The organism is Arthrobacter sp. MYb221, from assembly GCF_002979835.1.
Taxonomy (GTDB): domain Bacteria; phylum Actinomycetota; class Actinomycetes; order Actinomycetales; family Micrococcaceae; genus Glutamicibacter.
Genome location: NZ_PCPW01000016.1, coordinates 23,983 through 40,929 on the forward strand (window position 1 = coordinate 23,983; position 16,947 = coordinate 40,929).

Below are 16,947 nucleotides of genomic sequence, written 5' to 3' on the forward strand. Positions count from 1 at the left end.
CGCAGCAGCCAGGCAACTCGCCTATCTCTTCCCCGTCACCAGATCCGCCAGGTGCGCTATGGCGGAGGTCTTCGTCCCACCCTTGGATTCGGCCCGGTCCGCCATCCCATAGGCAGCATAGAGCCCCGTGGTGGCCATCCAACGAAGCGGTTCGGGTTCCCACTGCCGCACCTTGTGGTTGACCCAGGGCAAATTGGTCAGCGCGGTATTCTGGCCTAAGACCAGATCGCGCAGGGTTCGACCGGCAAGGTTGGTGGTAGCCACGCCGGTCCCCACATATCCCCCGGCCCAGCCGATTCCAGTGCGCGGATCCATACCGACGGTGGCGGCCCAATCTCGCGGAACCCCGAGCACCCCGGACCAGGCATGAGCGATCGCCGCTTGCTTGGCTTGCGGGAATAGCCGTTGCAAAATTTCTTGGAGTCCGTTGACCGTCACCGCGGGAGTCATCCCATCAAGGTCGGTACGCGACCCGAATTTGTAGGGGACTCCGCGGCCTCCAATGGCGATCCGATCATCGGCGGTGCGCTGGGCGTACATGTACACGTGGGCAAAATCGCCAAGCACTTCGCCGTTCTTCCAGTTCACCTCATCCCAGAAAGATGCATCCAGCGGCTCGGTGGCAATCATCGAAGAATTCATCGGCAGCCACAAGCGCTTATGGCCTTTAATTCCGGCGGTAAAGCCCTCGGTCGCACGAATGATGAAGTCCGCGGTGACGGTGCCACCAGCAAAATCCAGTCGGTGAGAACTGATCTCGGTGACCCTGGTGCTCTCGAAGATTTCTACTCCGAGAGATTCGACTGCCTGCGCCAGCCCACTGACCAGTTTTGCCGGTTGGATCCGGGCGGCATGCGGGTGCCAGGCGGCGGCAAGTGTGCCCGCGACGTTGATCTGCTGTGCAGCTTCGGAGCTTTCCAGCAGCTGCACCCCGCTGTGCTCCCAAGACTGCTCGGCGGTCACGAAGGCGCGCAATCGTGCCTCTTGGGCCGGATTGTACGCAACCTCGAATTCGCCGCCCTGCAGGATGTCCGCGTCGATGTTCTCCGCGGCGCAGACCCGCACCACTTCGTCGATGGTTTGATTCATGGCCAGCTGAAAGTCGTCGACCGCTTGCCGGCCGTGGGATTTCAGATATTGTTCGCGTCCACCGGTAATGGTGTTGGTCAGCCAACCGCCATTGCGTCCGGATGCCCCATACCCGATATGGCGCTGCTCCAGGATAGCGATGCGCAGGCTAGGCGCTGCTTGCTTCAAATAGTAGGCGGCCCACAGACCGGTAAAACCGGCACCCACAATGGCAACGTCAAATGCATGGGATCCGCGCAGAGTTTCCCGCGAGGTGGGTAATCCAAGGCGTTCCCACCAATGAGAGACATGGCCATTGATCATGTGATTCCTTCGTTCCACAACGAATAAATGAACCACGCTCACTTTATGGTTCCGAAATCACTCTAGAGTCACGGCACCCACCCTGGCAAGGGTTCAAGAAGCTATTCGGAAAGCTCCACATGCGCGCCCGGTGCCGGAGCACTGACCATCATGGTGGCGACTCCCACCTCGTCTCCGAGCTGCGTCATCACCTGCTCGGCGTGTTCGGCATCGCGCACCAGCAGGGCCAAGGTCGGTCCCGACCCGGACACCATGGCCCGCAGCGCGCCGGCGCCTTCGGCGAGGTCCCGCACGGTTCCAAGTTCCGGAGCCAAGGCCAAGGATGCCTGCGTCAGGTCATTGACCAGAAGCTGCGACAGCGCTTCGGTATCCGATTCCATCAGCGCTTTAATAACCTGTGGATCGATCTCTTGTGGAACCTCAACACACTGGCCGGCGCGCAGCCGGTCGAGCATCGAATAGACGCGAGGGGTCGATAAGCCAAAACTGGCAGGGATCAATACCCACTGCGTCTTGGCACGGGTCAGCAAGGGGGCGAGTTTGTCGCCGATGCCCAGGCCGATGGCCGCACCGCCCATGAGCGCAAAAGGCACATCGGCGCCGAGCCGGGCGCCAAGCCTGCCAAGCTCTTCACGGTCCAGTCCGGTCCCCCACAGCTCGTTGCAGGCAACGAGAGCAGCCGCGGCATCCGCGGAACCGCCGCCCATCCCGCCGGCAATCGGTACGCGCTTGGTGATGTGGAGGTTTGCACCCAAGGTGCAACCGGTATGCTCGCGGAGAAGCTCGGCGGCTTTCCACACGAGGTTATTTTGGCCCAGCGGGAAATTTTCCGGATCGGCAACTACCGGCGAGCCCGGTTCTAGGCTCAGCTGCAGTTCACCGTCTGCACGCAGTGTGGCTTCGATTTGCTCCAGCAGGGATACCGCGACATACAGGCTGGCGACCTCATGGTAGCCGTCCTCACGCGGTGGTCCCACCCGGAAATAGCAGTTAATTTTTCCCGGCGCGGTGGCGATGACGCGTTGCTTGGCCATCGTTAGTCTTCGGTCTGCACGAGCGCCGGCACCGTGTGAGCCGCACGAGCAATCGAGATGAATCCGTCTACGTCCAGCTTCTCCCCGCGCTCCTTCGGGTCGATGCCTGCAGCGTGCAGGATCTGCTCGGCGCGAGCGCCGGATCCGGCCCACCCGGACAGGGCAGCGCGCAGCGTCTTGCGGCGTTGGGCAAAGGCTGCGTCAATGATGGCAAAGACTTCCTTGCGGTCTGGTGCGTCGCTGCGATCCTTGTCGCGAGTGAAAGCCACCAGGCCGGAATGGATCTTGGGGGCCGGCCAAAAGACGTTCATGCCAATGACCCCTGCCTTGCGCATGGTGCCGTACCAGGCGCCCTTGACCGAGGGGACACCGTAGATCTTATTTCCCGGTGTCGCGCACATCCGGTCGGCGACCTCGTCCTGTACCATCACCAGGCCATGGGTGATGGATTCGAAATGCTCCATCAGGTGCAGCACCACGGGCACTGCAACGTTATATGGGAGATTTGCGACAAGGGCGGTGGGATTGCCCGGAAGCTCGGTGATCTTCATGGCATCGCTGAGGATCACCGTCAGGTCCTCTTCGCGGCCCGGACGGAGTTCGGCCATGGTCTGCGGCAACCGCTTCGCAAGCGGCGGGTCGATCTCTACGGCGACCACCTTTGCCGCGGCATCCATGATTCCGAGGGTCAGCGAGCCGAGGCCCGGTCCGACCTCAAGCACGGTCTCCTCCGGGGCGACATTTGCGGTGGCCACAATCCTGCGGATGGTGTTTCCGTCAATGACAAAGTTCTGCCCGAGGGTCTTCGTGGGACGTATCCCAAGCTCCTCGGCCAGTCGACGGATTTCGGTAGCCCCAAGCAGTGGCAAAGATTCCTTAGACATCACACCTACAATTCTAGTTCAGCGCGCAAGGACTGCTGACGCGACGCGACGCGCCCACCCGAATGGGGTGGACGCGTCGCGTCAAAAGTTTTCTGCTGCTTAGCGCAGCCCGAGCTTGGACGAGCAGTGTGGCCAGTGGCCCCATCCGCCGTTGGCACGCAGCTTCTCAGCGGTAGCAATCTGTTCCTGAGGGCTGGCCTGGTGTGGCAGCGGCGCGTACTTCGTTCCGCCGGCTCCGCGCCATGACGAAGCGGAGAACTGGAGTCCACCGTAGTAGCCGTTACCGGTGTTGATCGACCAGTTGCCACCGGACTCGCACTTGGCCAGAGCCGCCCAGGTAGAGGAGATGCTACCGGTTGGAGCCTTGGTCTTGGAGTCCGAGCTCTTGGAATCCGAGCTTGATTCAGGCTTCTTGGTTCCGACTCGAATAACCTCTGCGACTGGCTCCTTGGTGACCTTGGACTTCAGAACTTCTTCCTCGCCCTTTTTACCATTGCGGGTTTCCTGGCGAAGCGTCAGTTCACGCTCGCCCTTTTTGCCCTCGGTTTTGACCTTGGTCTTGCCCTTTTCGAGCTTCGAATCCTTGACCTTCTCGGTATCAAAACCGATCTCTCGCTTTTCATCCCAAGTCTTCACCGAAACGACGATGACCTCGATCTTGGTGTCGTCCTCGATCTTGGTGCTGGTCTTCGCGTCCTTGTCGGTGTCTTTACCTACTTGAACGTTGACCTCGTCGTCCTTGTCGAGCTTGACCTTCTGCTCGGCAAGCAGTTCCTTGACGGTCTGCGCGGTGGTCGAAATCTTCTGCTTCTTCTCGTCGACAAGCAGAGTCACATTTTTAGGGGTGATGATCTCGATTTCGTCGCTGAGGCTGACGAGCTCGATATCTTCGCCGAGGGATACTTCCGACTTCTCATCCAGCTTCAGTTCGTCCATGACATCCGCCACGGTCATGCCGGTGGTGTGCACTACTCGGTCGGTGCCATCGATGCTGACCTGTACCGACTTGTTGCGGCTGATCTCGATGCGCTGCTCATCGGAAAGCTCCGAATCTGCGGCCACGCTCAACTCGTCACGCTCGTAAACGCTGATGCCTTCTTGCTCAAGGGCATCCTGCACGGTTGCTGCGCGGGTGGTGAAGATCTGCTCATCGCCATCAATGGCCACGGTCACGGACTTCTGGCCGGAAATATAAAAAACAGCTCCGGCAATGACCACGGCAACAGCCACGGCCTGAGCCAGATATTTGACCCAGCTTTTTTTGAGCAAGTGCATCACGGTAGTGAGATCCCCATCGTTTGTAGGTCGAACGCCAGGAAGATACTCCCGGTAAGTCTTGCTCAACCGTGGCGGCCAGGCCGCCAGTATAAAATTCAGTTTGCGCGTCACCCGATCCACGGAGGATCTAGTCCCCTACGGAAATACGGCAACGCACGAGGTTGCGACCGGCTCAGGGCGCGCTCGCAACTCAACGCTTTCCAATAACCGTAACCGAATTGTAATAATTGGCGCAACCTTTATATGTCGGAAACCACACCCGGCAGGACTACAATGCGCCGTACACCGCACCCGTATTCGCGGCTAGCTGCTCGCACAATTGAGCTAATTCAGCACCCCTGGTTTCAGCCATAAAGCGGACGGTATGGGGGATCATGTAGCTCGCATTTGGCCGCCCCCGGAAAGGATGTGGCGTCAGGAACGGCGCATCCGTTTCGACAAGCAACAACTGCGGGTCTGCTAGGCGCAAGGCCTGCTGGAGATCTGTTGAATTCTTGAAGGTCACGGTCCCCGAAAATGACATGTACCAGCCGTTGGCATTGCAGATCCGCGCCAGCTCGGCGTCGCCGGAAAAGCAATGGAAAACCACGCGCTCGGGCAACGGCGCATCGTTCAAGATCCGAACCACATCATGATGTGCGTCACGGTCGTGGATTTGGACTGCTTTTCCATGTTCCACGGCGATCCGCAAATGCTCGCGGAAGGACTTTTCCTGCGCATGATGCCCCGCTTCGCCCGTTCGGAAGTAATCCAGCCCGGTCTCACCGATGGCCCGCACCCGCTCGTTTGCCGCCAACTCCTCGATCTGCTCAATCGCGGCCTCAAGTTCGCCATGCTCCGCTAGGCGCGCGGCATCATTGGGGTGGAGAGCGATCGCAGCCAAGATGTTTGGAAAGTCCTTGGCCGCCTGCACGGCGAATTTTGACGATTCCACGTCGCAGCCAACCTGGATCAGCCCCTCCACCCCGACCGCTGCGGCCGCGCTGAGGGCCTGCTGCACACTGGCATTCACCGAACCATCGCGAAAATCCAGATGCGTATGGTTGTCGATCACCGGTACCGGCAGCGGGGCGGGTGCCTCCGGGTAACGGGTATTTCGTTTGCTTCCGTTCTTTTCTGTCTTTGCCGAGCGGGCGCGTTCCCCGGTAGGTGAAGAATTCGATTCTTCTGCCGGACGGTACCCCTCGGGAATCCGTGAGAAATCGGATTCACTCATCTGCGCACCGGACCTTTCGTCATAAATATTGTCAGTTCTTGGGTCTAATTCTTCCACCACCGGTACACAGGGAAAGAATCAAGGTATTTAGAAGCTATTCGTGGAGAAAAGAACCCCATATGATGTGAACACAAGCTACGGGAATTGCTTAGCGTGTCAAAGATGACCTCGGCACGATAAGTTGCCCAGCCAGGAGAATGCGCATGAGTGCCCACCCAACACTCCCCTTGGTAGATTCGACGTTTAGGTCGAATTACCAACGGATGTTCGATGCTGTGCAGACAGTAATCGCGGGTAAGCCCGAAGCAATTACCAACACCATTGTGGTGCTCCTCGCGCAAGGGCATCTGCTGCTCGAAGACGTTCCCGGAGTCGGCAAAACCATGCTCGCCAAGTCATTGGCCCGCAGCGTCAACGGATCCGTGCACCGAATCCAGTTCACACCGGATCTGTTGCCCAGCGACGTTACCGGCGTCTCGGTGTTCTCCCCGCAAGATCATGAGTTCACGTTCCATCCCGGCCCAATCTTTGCAAATATCGTGATCGCGGATGAGATCAACCGGGCAAACGCGAAGACCCAGTCCGCCCTGCTTGAGTGCATGGAAGAGCAGCAGGTCACCGTGGACTCGATTACCCACCCATTGCAGAGGCCATTTATGGTCGTTGCCACACAGAACCCCATAGATTCGGAAGGTACGTTCGCGCTGCCAGAGGCACAACGGGACAGGTTCATGGGTCGAATTTCGATGGGCTACCCACACCGCGAAGCAGAAATTTCCATGCTCACCAGCCACCATGTAGCCGAACCGCTTGACTCGCTGCGCTCAGTGCTTGAGCTCGAACAACTGCGGCAAATGATCGAACAAGTGAGGCAGGTGACCGTTACCGATCGGTTGAGTGGCTACGTCGTTGATTTGGGTCGGGCCACCCGCGACCATCCGCATATCTCGTTGGGCGCTTCGCCTCGTGCGCTCGTGCAATGGGTCCGCGCCGCAAAATCCCATGCGGCTATTAACGGACGGGATCATGTATTGCCCGAAGATGTGCGTGGAGTAGCCGAGATGCTGCTCTCGCACCGGCTGATCCTGACCCGCAGGGCACTATCCGAAGGCGTGGAACCCGCTGCTTTGATCCAGGAGCTTGTTTCCGCCACACCAATCGGATAGGCAAGGCACGCCATGGAAAAAATGCAGCGGTTCGACTCGCGCGATGCTCTGTCGTGGACACGCACGGATTCGACGCCCGCAACGCTACGCCGGTTCCAACTTGACCTGTTCACCGTGCGCGGCTGGGCAACCTTGTGCAGCGGAGCCCTGTTGATTTTCCTGGCCTACATCCTGGGCCGCCACGAGATGATGGCTTTGGGCATCGGACTGCTGACAGTGGCCTTGGTCAGTTGGTTGCTGGTATTGCGGCTACGCAATAAATCCAAACTGACCCGCAAACTGCTCACCGCAAATCCGGTGGTCGGTGACATCACCAGATTGCAGCTGTCCTGTGCGGAGAATGCGAAGGTCAAGGAATCGCTTCCACCCGAGTTTGGGCCGGGCCCCGAATTCACCGGTCCCGGAGAGACCGTGTACGAGCTCATCTTCCGCACCCGCGGAATCCATTTGGTGGGCCCGGCAAAGCAAATTCTTTCTGACCCCTTAGGCCTAGTGGACGGCATGGTCGATTCGGGAGATGCCTTGCCCGTCCCCGTTTGCGCCGAAATTCACCCGCTGGAACGCTTCGCTTCGCTCGGAGACAAGATGCTGACCGGTGACGCACGGTTCTCCCGAAGCACCACCGCCGACTACTATGACGTGGCCACCCGTGATTACCAACAAGGCGACTCGATCCGACAGGTTCACTGGAAAGCCACCGCACGGCAGGGCAAGCTCATGGTGCGTCAAGAAAACCATGTTGCTACTGCCCAGGCATTGTTGGTCTTTGACCGCACCTATGAGCACTGGCATATTAACGGCGCGGACCTGCGTCTGGGGATCCCGCAGGGCGACGGCCCTCCGATCCCAAGCAGCCGACGTTTTGAAATGGCGCTCTCCCTGGCCTGCAGTATCGGCCAACGCTACGCCGCCAACGGTTATCAATTGCTCTTTAGAGAACTTTCGGGAGAACAGCTGCTCAAGGCCGGCAGCGTCTCGCTGTCTGGGGCTTCCGCCCAGACCGGATTTGAAGACTTTCATGCCGCGAGCGCCGAAATGTCGCTGCGCGCACCAACTAACGCCGCCGAGGGACCTGAAATTCTCGGAGAGGGATTGCGCAAGCTGCTGCTGGGCTTTCGCGACGAACCGGTCATCATGATCCTCGGTGAGCTCCGAACCAATCAGGCCGCGTGGCTGGCAACTCTGGCGCGTTCGGTGCGCCATGTCGAACTGTTCCTGCTGGTCTCCCATCCGGAGCGCTACCGCGAGGTGCAGCAACACCTGGCCGAGACTGGGTGGAAAGTGCATTTCCTGGCGGCAAACACCAACATCAACGAATTGTGGTCACGGCCATGAGCGCCGCAGTGACCGAGCGGCCAGCTCCGAACTCCAGCGCGTCGGGCGCTGGGCCCAAAAAACCCAGGACGCATCACCTGTACGCGCGATCGCTAGCGGCTGCAGCTCTGAGCCTTGCCCTGCTCGCTGGTTTAGCCTCGCTCAGCGGAGTCGTCCAAGGCGGGGCGTGGTTCGGAGCCTTGATCTGGCCAGTGGTCTTCATCCATGGCAGCGCCGGGGTATTGCGCGGCATCCGTGGCTGGCACTGGGCTGCATTGCCTGTTGCCTTGCTTGTGGCGGTTGGCGCGGTCCTGGGGCACCAAACGATGCGCGCCAATCCCCCCTCCATGAGGCTCATCGATTGGTTCGGTGCGCTAGCCTCCGAGGCCGCCATACAGTTCTCCACTCAGGTGCCCCCGGTGGCCTACTCACGATATGTCGAGTTCGTTCTGCTTTTACTCGCGGTGGTGCTGAGCCTCGTGGTCGAGGTTCTCGCATCATTCAAGCGCCTAGCGCCACTGGTGATCATGCCATTGTGCTTCGCCCCGGTGATCGCGTCGCTGTTCAAGCAAGAAGGGGCGGGCATCGGCTATCTCGTGCTGATGACGCTGGCAATACTTGGTTATTTCGCACTGCTCCCCTATATTTTCCGTTCCGAGCCTACAGGCGCGGGATTACCTGCGAAACGACAGGTGGGAATCCTCGCCGTCACCGCTGCCGCGTGCGCCCTCGCGATGATTCTCAGCGGCCTGTTCATGCCGGGCTTTCGCAATGGCATGCTCCCCGAAGGCACTCGGCCTTCCGGCGACCTCTTAGCCAGCAACGTTGACCCGCTGCTCAATCTGGGCCGAGATCTCAGAGCGAACAATGGAAGCGTCGCTTTTAGCTATCTCACCAGTTCTGCTGAACCGGTATATCTGCGTACCTCGATAATCGAAGATCTGAGCGCCACCCGCTGGGAACCGAGCGAAGATTTGCTCCAATCCGCGTATTTTGGGGACACCGCGATGGACACCGATGCCGACATTTTCAACGGAACCCCCGAGCTCACCCAATTGACTTGGGATGGGCAGGTCAGCAGCCCTAGTCTGCCGCTGCCAGACCGCAGTTTTTATATCACCGGCATCAATGGTTCCTGGAACTGGACCAAGCAGACCTCCGTGGCTCGGCTCAGCGGGGATGCCATGGCCGAAACAGGCCAAGTCACCGTGGGACACACGCAAATGAATTTGAGCGCGGAGATGGCGCGCAATCTTGGCTACTTTGGCGGCGAGCTGACGAATGAAATAGCGAATGTAAATCTTTCTATGCCCGAGGACCTCGACGGCGAATTCGACCAATTGCTGCGCCAGACGCTCGCCGAAGCCTACGGCGCGCAGGGCCCCCCGGCGAACGACTTCGATAAGGCCGTCGCCATTCAGGATTTCCTGCGTTCGGCTTCTTTCGGATATTCCGAACGCACGCCGCTCCGCGAAGGCTATGACGGAGCTAACCGGCAGGTAATTAAGGCGTTCCTGGATCGCCGTCAAGGTTACTGCGTACATTTCGCTTCCACGATGACCCTGCTGGCACGAGCGTCCGGGATCCCTTCGCGCATCGTGGTCGGCTATGCCCCCGGCGAGCCAACCGGTGAGACGTTTAATGCTGCTGACCTTGCCGAAGGCAACGGGATCGGGCGCAATGTGCCTCCGGAAGTTGAATTCACCGAATATGAGGTAACCGGCCAACAAGCCCATGCCTGGCCCGAATTGTTCCTCCCGGGGATCGGCTGGGTTCCTTTTGAACCGACCCCCGGCCAAGGTCAGGCACCTGACTACGCCCCGGGGGCAACGCCCAACGAAACGCCGCAAGAGGTGCCCGAGGAACTGAATCCTTCCGGTGCCCCGGAACTCGATGACCCGGAGGCCGAGGAAAGCGCAACCGCCAACGCGCCGCAACAAAATACCGTGCAGGCCGAAGACTATGGCTGGATGATCGTGCTTGGAGTCTTGGTGCTCGCCTTGCTACTGGCGGTTCTCCCCTGGCAGCGCGCTCGATTGCGTCGGCGCAGAATCGAACAAGTTCTTGCCGGCGGTGCCGGGAGCGCCCAGGCATTATGGGATGAGCTGCGTGCTTTGGGTGCGGACGTCGGCAACCCCGCCGGTGAGCAAGAATCGGTCAGCGACTACACCCTGCGCTTGGCCGAGAACCACCAGCAGCTTGCAGCACCCTTGACCAGGCTTCGCGAAGGAATCCAGGCAAGCTTCTACGCTCATCGACACCCGGATGGGGAACAAGGCGCCGAACTGGCAGCCGCGCTGGAACAGCTCGCTGCCCAACTAGGCCGCGAGCTGCACGGCACGCAACGCGTACTCCGCTTCTGCTTCCCGGCTTCCCTGCGCGAGCGGCAACTGCGCGAGGCAAGTGGGTTCACCAACGCACAGTAATTTGCGAGATTAATTGCCTGAAGCCCAACACCTGAAAAGGCGTTGGGCTTCACTGGCTAGTACCGTCCGCCAACTACTCGCGGCCGTTGATCACCGAAATTACTTAACCGGTGCGTATGGGTCGGCAATGCCGATGTACTGCACGGTGGTGTATTCCCCGAGCCCCTCGGCGCCGCCTTCACGGCCGAGACCGGACTGCTTCACGCCACCGAATGGTGCGGCAGCGTTGGAGATGACCCCGGCATTAAAACCAACCAGACCGAATTCGATCTGCTCGGAGACGCGGAACATCCGGTTGAAATCACGGGAGTAGATGTAGGAAGCCAGTCCGTATTCGCTCGCGTTGGCGAGGCGAATCGCGTGCGCCTCATCCTTGAAAGTGGTCACCGGAGCGACCGGGCCGAAGATCTCCTGGGTGAGGATCTTCGCGTCGTTGGCAACGTTAGCCAACACGGTGGGCTGGTAGAAGTAGCCCGGACCCGCTACCGGAGCACCGCCGGTGACTGCAGTGGCGCCCTGTGCCACGGCATCGGTCACCAGCGCGTGGACCTCGTCGCGAGCCTTCTCTTCGACCAGCGGGCCAACGGTGGACGATGGATCGGTTCCGCGTCCGGTCTTCAGCGCCTTCATGGCCTCCGAGAACTTCGCGATGAACTCCTCGGCCACATCTTCATGTACCAGGAAGCGGTTCGCTGCGGTGCAGGCTTCGCCCATATTGCGCATCTTCGCGGCCATGGCGCCTTCGACGGCTGCGTCCAGGTCTGCATCTTCGAAGACGAGGAATGGTGCGTTGCCGCCCAACTCCATCGAGGTGCGCAGCACCTTGTCTGCGGCATCCTTCATCAGCTGCTTGCCGACCGGAGTGGAACCGGTGAAGGAGACCTTGCGCAGACGGTCATCTTGCATCAGCGGGCCGGAGATCTTCGATGCCGAGGATCCCGAAACCACGTTCAGCACGCCTGCCGGCAGTCCGGCTTCCATCATGGTGGCGGCGAATAGCTGGGACGTCAGCGGGGTGAGCTTCGCAGGCTTGAGCACCATGGTGCAACCCGCGGCGATGGCCGGGCCGACCTTGCGTGTGGCCATCGCCAGCGGGAAGTTCCATGGGGTGATCAGCAGGCACGGACCCACCGGCTTGTGGTGGACCAGAACCTTGTTCTTGCCCTCCGGGGTGGTGACGTAGCGGCCGTAGTGGCGCACGGTCTCTTCGGAGAACCAACGCAAGAACTCTGCACCATAGGTCACTTCGCCACGGGCCTCAGCCAGTGGCTTGCCCATTTCCAGGCTCATCAGCAACGCAAAATCGTCGGCGCGCGCGGTGACCAAGTCAAAGCCGCGGCGCAGGATTTCGGCGCGTTCGCGTGGAGCGGTCAGCGCCCATTCGGCCTGGACCGCGTCGGCTGCATCCAAGGCCGCCATCGCGTCTTCGCTGGTGGCGCTGGCCAGCGTTGCCAGCTTTTCACCGGTGGCTGGGTCAAGTACGTCGAAGGTGCCACCATCTGAGGCATCTCGCCATTCACCATTGATAAGCAGTCCGGTGGGTACTTTGGCGAGCAGTTCTGCTTCGCGTTCAGCGGTAATCGACATAACGCGGTTCTCCTGAAAGTCGTAAATGAAAGGAATCTTCGTTGATCACAACGCTAGTGCTGGTTTCGAACGGCTGTAAATCGCCTGATGCACTACAAACTCGTTGTTTCATTGTGCATTCAGCCTAAGCGATTTCGGCTATTTTTTCGCTTCGTGACGTTCCGCCAGAACCGCTTCGTACAGGTCCCGCTTCTTCGCCCCGGCGGCTTCGGCGACCTCGGCCACCGCCTGTTTCATGCGCATCCCGTCCGCAACCAGCGTGGAGACTTTGGGAAGCAGATCCTCAATGGAGGCCGTTTCCGGGGCCGAAGCACCGGAGATCACCACGACAATCTCACCGCGGAGACCTTCATCTGCCCATGCCTTGAGCGCACCGAGCTCATCGCGGCGGACCTCTTCGAATTTCTTGGTCAGCTCTCGGGCCACCGCCGCCTGGCGCTGTGCGCCGAAGGCTTCGATCGCCGAGGCCAAGAAGTCAGCGACCCGGTGCGGGGCTTCGAAGAACACCATGGTGCGCTCTTCGTGCAGTAGCGCGCCCAGGCGCTTGCGCCGTTCACCAGCCTTGCGCGGCAAGAACCCCTCGAAGGTGAAACGTCCGGTGGGCAGTCCCGATAGCGCCAGGGCGGTCAGCACCGCCGAAGGTCCAGGCACCGCGGTGACCCGGATGCCTGCTTCCATCGCGGCTGCCACCAATGGGTAGCCCGGGTCAGAGACCGCAGGCATTCCGGCATCCGAGACGACCAGCACGGTGGCTCCCTCGCGAGCCAGTTCGATCACTTCGCCGAGCTTATGGGCCTCATTGTGTTCATGCAGGCTCATCACCCGCCCGGCGGGTTTAATTCCCAAGGCATGAGCTAGGTGATGGAAGTTGCGGGTGTCCTCGGCGGCGATCACGTCGGCACTTTCCATAATTTCGCGGAGCCGTGGCGAAGCGTCGGACAAGTTGCCAATTGGGGTGGCGCCCAGGACGATTACGCCCTCATTATCTGAGTTCTGCACATCCTTTAGCCTACGCGAAGTACCAAAAGCACACATTCTCAGGGTTACGCCGGTAGCATGAACAACGATGAGCACCACTGCAGCAAAGACCCCAGATACCGGGCACGTGCGTTCCGCGCGCGTTGCCTTCACCTTTGAGAACCTCAAACAAAGGTTATTGCCGGTTGCGGCGCCCTCTGGTGCATTGATGTGGATTGTTCCGCTGGTAATGACCGTTATCGGTGGTCTGCTGCGCTTTGTGCACCTGGCGCATCCGAATATGTTGATCTTCGACGAGACCTACTACGTCAAAGACGCTTATTCGCTCTTGCACTTCGGCTACGAGATGGAATGGGTCGACGAATCAAACGACCAATTCGTTGCCGGCGATCCGCAGCTGAAGGATACCGCCTCCTTCGTGGTGCACCCGCCACTGGGCAAATGGCTCATCGCCTTCGGCATGATGCTCTTTGGCGAATTCGACGGTTTTGGCTGGCGTTTTGCTACAGCGCTGTTCGGTACGCTCGCGGTTCTGCTGACAACACTGTGCGCCCGCCTGCTCTTCGGCTCGCATCTGCTGGCGGGTATCGCCGGCCTTTTGATCGCCATCGACGGACATTCAATCGTCATGTCGCGCACCGCGTTGCTGGATATCTTCTTGATGTTCTTCGTCTTGGCCGCCTTCTATGCGCTGCTCAAGGATCGGATCCACGGACGAACTCAGCTCGCCAGAAAACTCTCGGTGCCCGCCGGAAACAGACCCAACGAGTTCCTGCTCATCTTCGGCCCCGTGCTCTGGTGGCGCCCCTGGCGGCTCATCGCAGCGGTCATGCTCGGCTGCGCGGTTGGCATCAAATGGTCCGCGTTGACCTTCGTTGCGGTGTTCTGCCTGATGGCGGTGCTCTGGGACTTCGGCGCACGGCGCACCGTTGGAATTCAGCGGTGGCAGTCGGCCGCGTTCGTACGCGACGGCATCTACTCGTTTTTCACCATGATTCCGGTGGTGTTCCTGACCTACCTTGCCACGTGGACCGGCTGGCTCAGCACCGCCGGCGGACGCTATCGGCAATGGGCCCTAGAGAATCCCGGCGAGGGGGTCTCCTGGCTGCCCGAGACCTTGCGCAGCCTGTGGCACTATCACCAGGCCAGCTACAACTTCCATACCGGGCTGGATTCGGAACACGGCTGGGCTTCGTCCCCGTGGACCTGGCTCTTCTCCGGGCGCCCGGTACTGATGTACTTCGAAGGCTACGATAACGGGCAGAACGGTTGCACGATAGATCGCTGCACCGAAGTGATCATGGATATGCCTAACCCGGTGATGTGGTGGGCCTGCACGTTGAGCATGATCTTGCTGGTGTTCTGGTGGCTTGGCGCGCGCGATTGGCGTGCCGGAGCGCTGCTTTCAAGCGTTGCCGCGGGGTTCCTTCCTTGGCTGATGTACCCCGAGCGCACCATGTTCTTCTTCTACACGCTGCCCTTGGTCCCGTTCATGGTTCTCGCATTGACCTATATGATTGGCAGGTTCATCCCCCGCGAACCACGCTCCGATGTGGCCTACCGGTCAAGGGTTGTTGTCGTGGCCCTCTTCATAGCGCTGCTCCTTGTGGTCTCGGCATTTTTCTGGTCCGTATGGTCCGGAGAACTGACCTCGGATGCGTACTATCGCATGCACGTGTGGATCCCTAGCTGGGGATAAGCTCGCGTGCGCAGGGTCCCGCTGCACCGTGAGTTGCGCCACCTGACCTCGAACGATTTCAAAGGATTTCCATGCACGAACTGCACGTCGAGCTCCTGCACGACCTCGACCCCCAGGTAAACGCAACCACCCTGCTGCTGGACCGGGTGGCTTCCTCGCCAAACGACACCTTGTTCATGGTCCAACGCCCCTCCGGGTGGCGAGACGTCAGCGCCCAGGGTTTCCTACGTGATGTGAAGCGACTAGCCTCCCGGCTGATCCACGACGGATTGCAACCCGGCGACCGGGTCGCCATCGTCTCGCGTACCCGTTATGAGTGGACGCTGGCCGAAGAGGCCATCTGGTTCGCCGGCGGAATTTCAATACCTATCTATGAGACGTCAAGTCCCTTCCAAATCGAATGGATCTTGCGCGATTCCGGCGCACGGGTCGTCTTCGCCGAGGACCACGAGTTACGCGCCAACGTTCGCCGGGCCGCGGCCCAGCTCGGAGAATCCGTCACCATCCACCTTTTTGAGGGATCGCATACCTCGGATCCGGAAGCGATTCCCGCTGCAGGCCTGCAGCAGATTCTGGTCGACGATGCACAGATCGCCGAACGAGAAATCCACGACGCCTGCGCGAGTCTGAACTTGGAAACCACGGCCACCCTGGTCTACACCTCGGGAACTACCGGGCGGCCTAAGGGTTGCAATATCACCCATGCGAACTTCGCCTTGGTCGCCTACAACCTCGCCGAGCACATGGCCGAGGTGCTGGGTGAACGCCGCCGCACGTTGATGTTCCTGCCATTGGCACACGTCCTAGCCCGTGCGGTCCAGCAAGTCTGCATTCACGGTGGCGCAATCATTGCTCATAGCAATTCGACGGCAACGTTGATGGATGACCTGAACGCCGTCAAGCCGGGGTTTCTGCTAGCCGTCCCCCGCGTTTTTGAAAAGATCCGCGCCACGGCACTGAATAGGGCCGAGCAGTCCGGCAAGGCCGGCCTGTTCCACAGCGCCGAGCTGACCGCCATTGAGATCTCCAAGATCCGGGATGCGAAATCCCGTGGTGAAAAAGTGCGGATGCCGCTGTCCTTACGAGCCCGCCACCTATTTTTCGATAGGCTGCTTTATCCCAAACTCCGCGCGGTCTTCGGTGGCCAGTGCGGTTACGCGATCTCCGGGGCCAGCGCCCTTAACCAGGATCTGGCGCATTTCTTCCGCGGCGCCGGAATCCAGCTGGTCGAAGGATACGGACTTACCGAAACCACTGCACCTGCGACGGTGAATCAGGCTCATAGCAACCGAGTGGGGACCGTGGGCCGCCCGCTTCCGGGCACCAGCGTCAGGATCGCTGATGACGGCGAAATCCTGGTCAAAGGCATCGGTGTATTCGCCGGGTACCACCACAACAACGAAGCCAGTGCCGGGGCATTCACCGAAGACGGATACTTCAAATCCGGAGATACCGGGCGCCTTGATGAGGCCGGTTATCTATGGGTCACCGGGCGCAAGAAGGAACTGATCGTCACCGCCGGGGGCAAGAACGTCTCCCCCGGTCCATTGGAGGAGATGGTCCGGGCCGGCCGGATAGTGGATCAATGCGTAGTGGTCGGTGAGAACAAACCGTTTGTCGCGGCTCTGGTCACGCTAGACGCCGAAGAACTAGCGTTGTGGTCCAAGGCCCGCGATTTGGGCCAGCTGTCACTCGGCGAGGCGGCCCTGCACGACAAGGTACGCTCCGAGGTGCAAAGTTATATTGACGCCGCAAACCACACTGTTTCTCAGGCAGAATCGATTCGCAAATTTGTGGTTCTTCCCGCCGAGTTCACCGAGGCTTCCGGACATTTGACCAGCTCGCTAAAGCTTAAACGCCAGCAAGTTCTAGATGATTTTGTCTCCGAAACCCAAGAGCTATACCGTCGCTGACTGGCCCTGGAACATTAAAACCTCGGGATCCGTACTGCCCGGTTCCCGAGGTTTATCTGT

The 16,947-nt window shown here is 59.9% G+C and carries 12 protein-coding genes; 5 read left to right on the top strand and 7 right to left on the bottom strand.

Features of this window, described 5'->3' with window-relative positions:
* Positions 1-21 precede the first annotated feature (21 nt).
* The 5 genes from CQ015_RS16090 to CQ015_RS16110 form a co-directional block, all read right to left on the bottom strand.
* Positions 22-1,392 (bottom strand): FAD-binding oxidoreductase, encoded by a 1,371-nt coding sequence (locus tag CQ015_RS16090; protein WP_105570229.1) that lies wholly within the window; start codon positions 1,390-1,392, stop codon positions 22-24.
* 101 nt (positions 1,393-1,493) lie between these two features.
* Entirely contained in the window at positions 1,494-2,426 is a 933-nt protein-coding gene (locus CQ015_RS16095) for a 4-(cytidine 5'-diphospho)-2-C-methyl-D-erythritol kinase (protein ID WP_105553881.1), read from the bottom strand.
* Between the two features lie 2 nt (positions 2,427-2,428).
* Complete coding sequence (gene rsmA / locus CQ015_RS16100; RefSeq protein WP_105553882.1) at positions 2,429-3,310, bottom strand: 16S rRNA (adenine(1518)-N(6)/adenine(1519)-N(6))-dimethyltransferase RsmA; 882 nt, start codon at positions 3,308-3,310, stop codon at positions 2,429-2,431.
* A gap of 99 nt (positions 3,311-3,409) precedes the next feature.
* Positions 3,410-4,585 (bottom strand): resuscitation-promoting factor, encoded by a 1,176-nt coding sequence (locus CQ015_RS16105; protein WP_181148602.1) that lies wholly within the window; start codon positions 4,583-4,585, stop codon positions 3,410-3,412.
* Between the two features lie 271 nt (positions 4,586-4,856).
* The gene (locus CQ015_RS16110; RefSeq protein WP_105553884.1) at positions 4,857-5,804 is read right to left on the bottom strand and encodes a TatD family hydrolase; all 948 of its coding nucleotides are present in this window, start codon (positions 5,802-5,804) and stop codon (positions 4,857-4,859) included.
* Positions 5,805-6,079: 275 nt separating this feature from the next.
* Between CQ015_RS16110 and CQ015_RS16115 the strand changes: the two genes are divergently transcribed.
* From CQ015_RS16115 to CQ015_RS16125, 3 genes are read left to right on the top strand one after another with little or no spacing between them, the layout of a single operon-like run.
* Positions 6,080-6,970 carry a MoxR family ATPase gene (locus CQ015_RS16115; RefSeq protein ID WP_258133606.1) on the top strand — a complete coding sequence of 297 codons (891 nt, stop codon included), beginning with the start codon at positions 6,080-6,082 and terminating at the stop codon, positions 6,968-6,970.
* Positions 6,971-6,982: 12 nt separating this feature from the next.
* A complete protein-coding gene (locus CQ015_RS16120) occupies positions 6,983-8,305 on the top strand; it encodes a DUF58 domain-containing protein (RefSeq protein ID WP_105553886.1) in 1,323 nt (440 codons plus the stop codon).
* Positions 8,302-10,710, top strand: a complete 2,409-nt coding sequence (locus CQ015_RS16125; RefSeq protein ID WP_105650632.1) for a transglutaminase domain-containing protein — start codon at positions 8,302-8,304, stop codon at positions 10,708-10,710. The genes CQ015_RS16120 and CQ015_RS16125 overlap by 4 nt, the downstream gene beginning before the upstream one ends.
* 99 nt (positions 10,711-10,809) lie before the next feature.
* On the opposite strand, the gene CQ015_RS16130 is transcribed toward CQ015_RS16125, so the two are convergent.
* Positions 10,810-12,297: an NAD-dependent succinate-semialdehyde dehydrogenase gene (locus CQ015_RS16130; RefSeq protein ID WP_105553888.1), complete on the bottom strand. Its 1,488-nt coding sequence runs from the start codon at positions 12,295-12,297 to the stop codon at positions 10,810-10,812.
* Positions 12,298-12,435: 138 nt separating this feature from the next.
* Positions 12,436-13,296 carry a 16S rRNA (cytidine(1402)-2'-O)-methyltransferase gene (gene rsmI, locus CQ015_RS16135; RefSeq protein WP_105553889.1) on the bottom strand — a complete coding sequence of 287 codons (861 nt, stop codon included), beginning with the start codon at positions 13,294-13,296 and terminating at the stop codon, positions 12,436-12,438.
* Positions 13,297-13,363: 67 nt separating this feature from the next.
* On the opposite strand from rsmI, the gene CQ015_RS16140 reads away from it, so the two are divergent.
* Entirely contained in the window at positions 13,364-14,974 is a 1,611-nt protein-coding gene (locus CQ015_RS16140; RefSeq protein WP_105553890.1) for a dolichyl-phosphate-mannose--protein mannosyltransferase, read from the top strand.
* A 71-nt stretch (positions 14,975-15,045) separates the two neighbouring features.
* Entirely contained in the window at positions 15,046-16,887 is a 1,842-nt protein-coding gene (locus CQ015_RS16145) for a long-chain fatty acid--CoA ligase (RefSeq protein WP_105650633.1), read from the top strand.
* Positions 16,888-16,947: the final 60 nt, after the last annotated feature.

Bases quoted from the DNA above. Each gene is read 5' to 3' on its own strand.
- CQ015_RS16125 (WP_105650632.1), top strand. From the start codon at position 8,302: ATGAGCGCCGCAGTGACCGAGCGGCCAGCTCCGAACTCCAGCGCGTCG.
- CQ015_RS16090 (WP_105570229.1), bottom strand. From the start codon at position 1,392: ATGATCAATGGCCATGTCTCTCATTGGTGGGAACGCCTTGGATTACCC.
- CQ015_RS16110 (WP_105553884.1), bottom strand. From the start codon at position 5,804: ATGAGTGAATCCGATTTCTCACGGATTCCCGAGGGGTACCGTCCGGCA.
- rsmA (WP_105553882.1), bottom strand. From the start codon at position 3,310: ATGTCTAAGGAATCTTTGCCACTGCTTGGGGCTACCGAAATCCGTCGA.
- CQ015_RS16095 (WP_105553881.1), bottom strand. From the start codon at position 2,426: ATGGCCAAGCAACGCGTCATCGCCACCGCGCCGGGAAAAATTAACTGC.
- CQ015_RS16105 (WP_181148602.1), bottom strand. From the start codon at position 4,585: ATGCACTTGCTCAAAAAAAGCTGGGTCAAATATCTGGCTCAGGCCGTG.
- CQ015_RS16120 (WP_105553886.1), top strand. From the start codon at position 6,983: ATGGAAAAAATGCAGCGGTTCGACTCGCGCGATGCTCTGTCGTGGACA.
- CQ015_RS16145 (WP_105650633.1), top strand. From the start codon at position 15,046: ATGCACGAACTGCACGTCGAGCTCCTGCACGACCTCGACCCCCAGGTA.
- CQ015_RS16140 (WP_105553890.1), top strand. From the start codon at position 13,364: ATGAGCACCACTGCAGCAAAGACCCCAGATACCGGGCACGTGCGTTCC.
- CQ015_RS16130 (WP_105553888.1), bottom strand. From the start codon at position 12,297: ATGTCGATTACCGCTGAACGCGAAGCAGAACTGCTCGCCAAAGTACCC.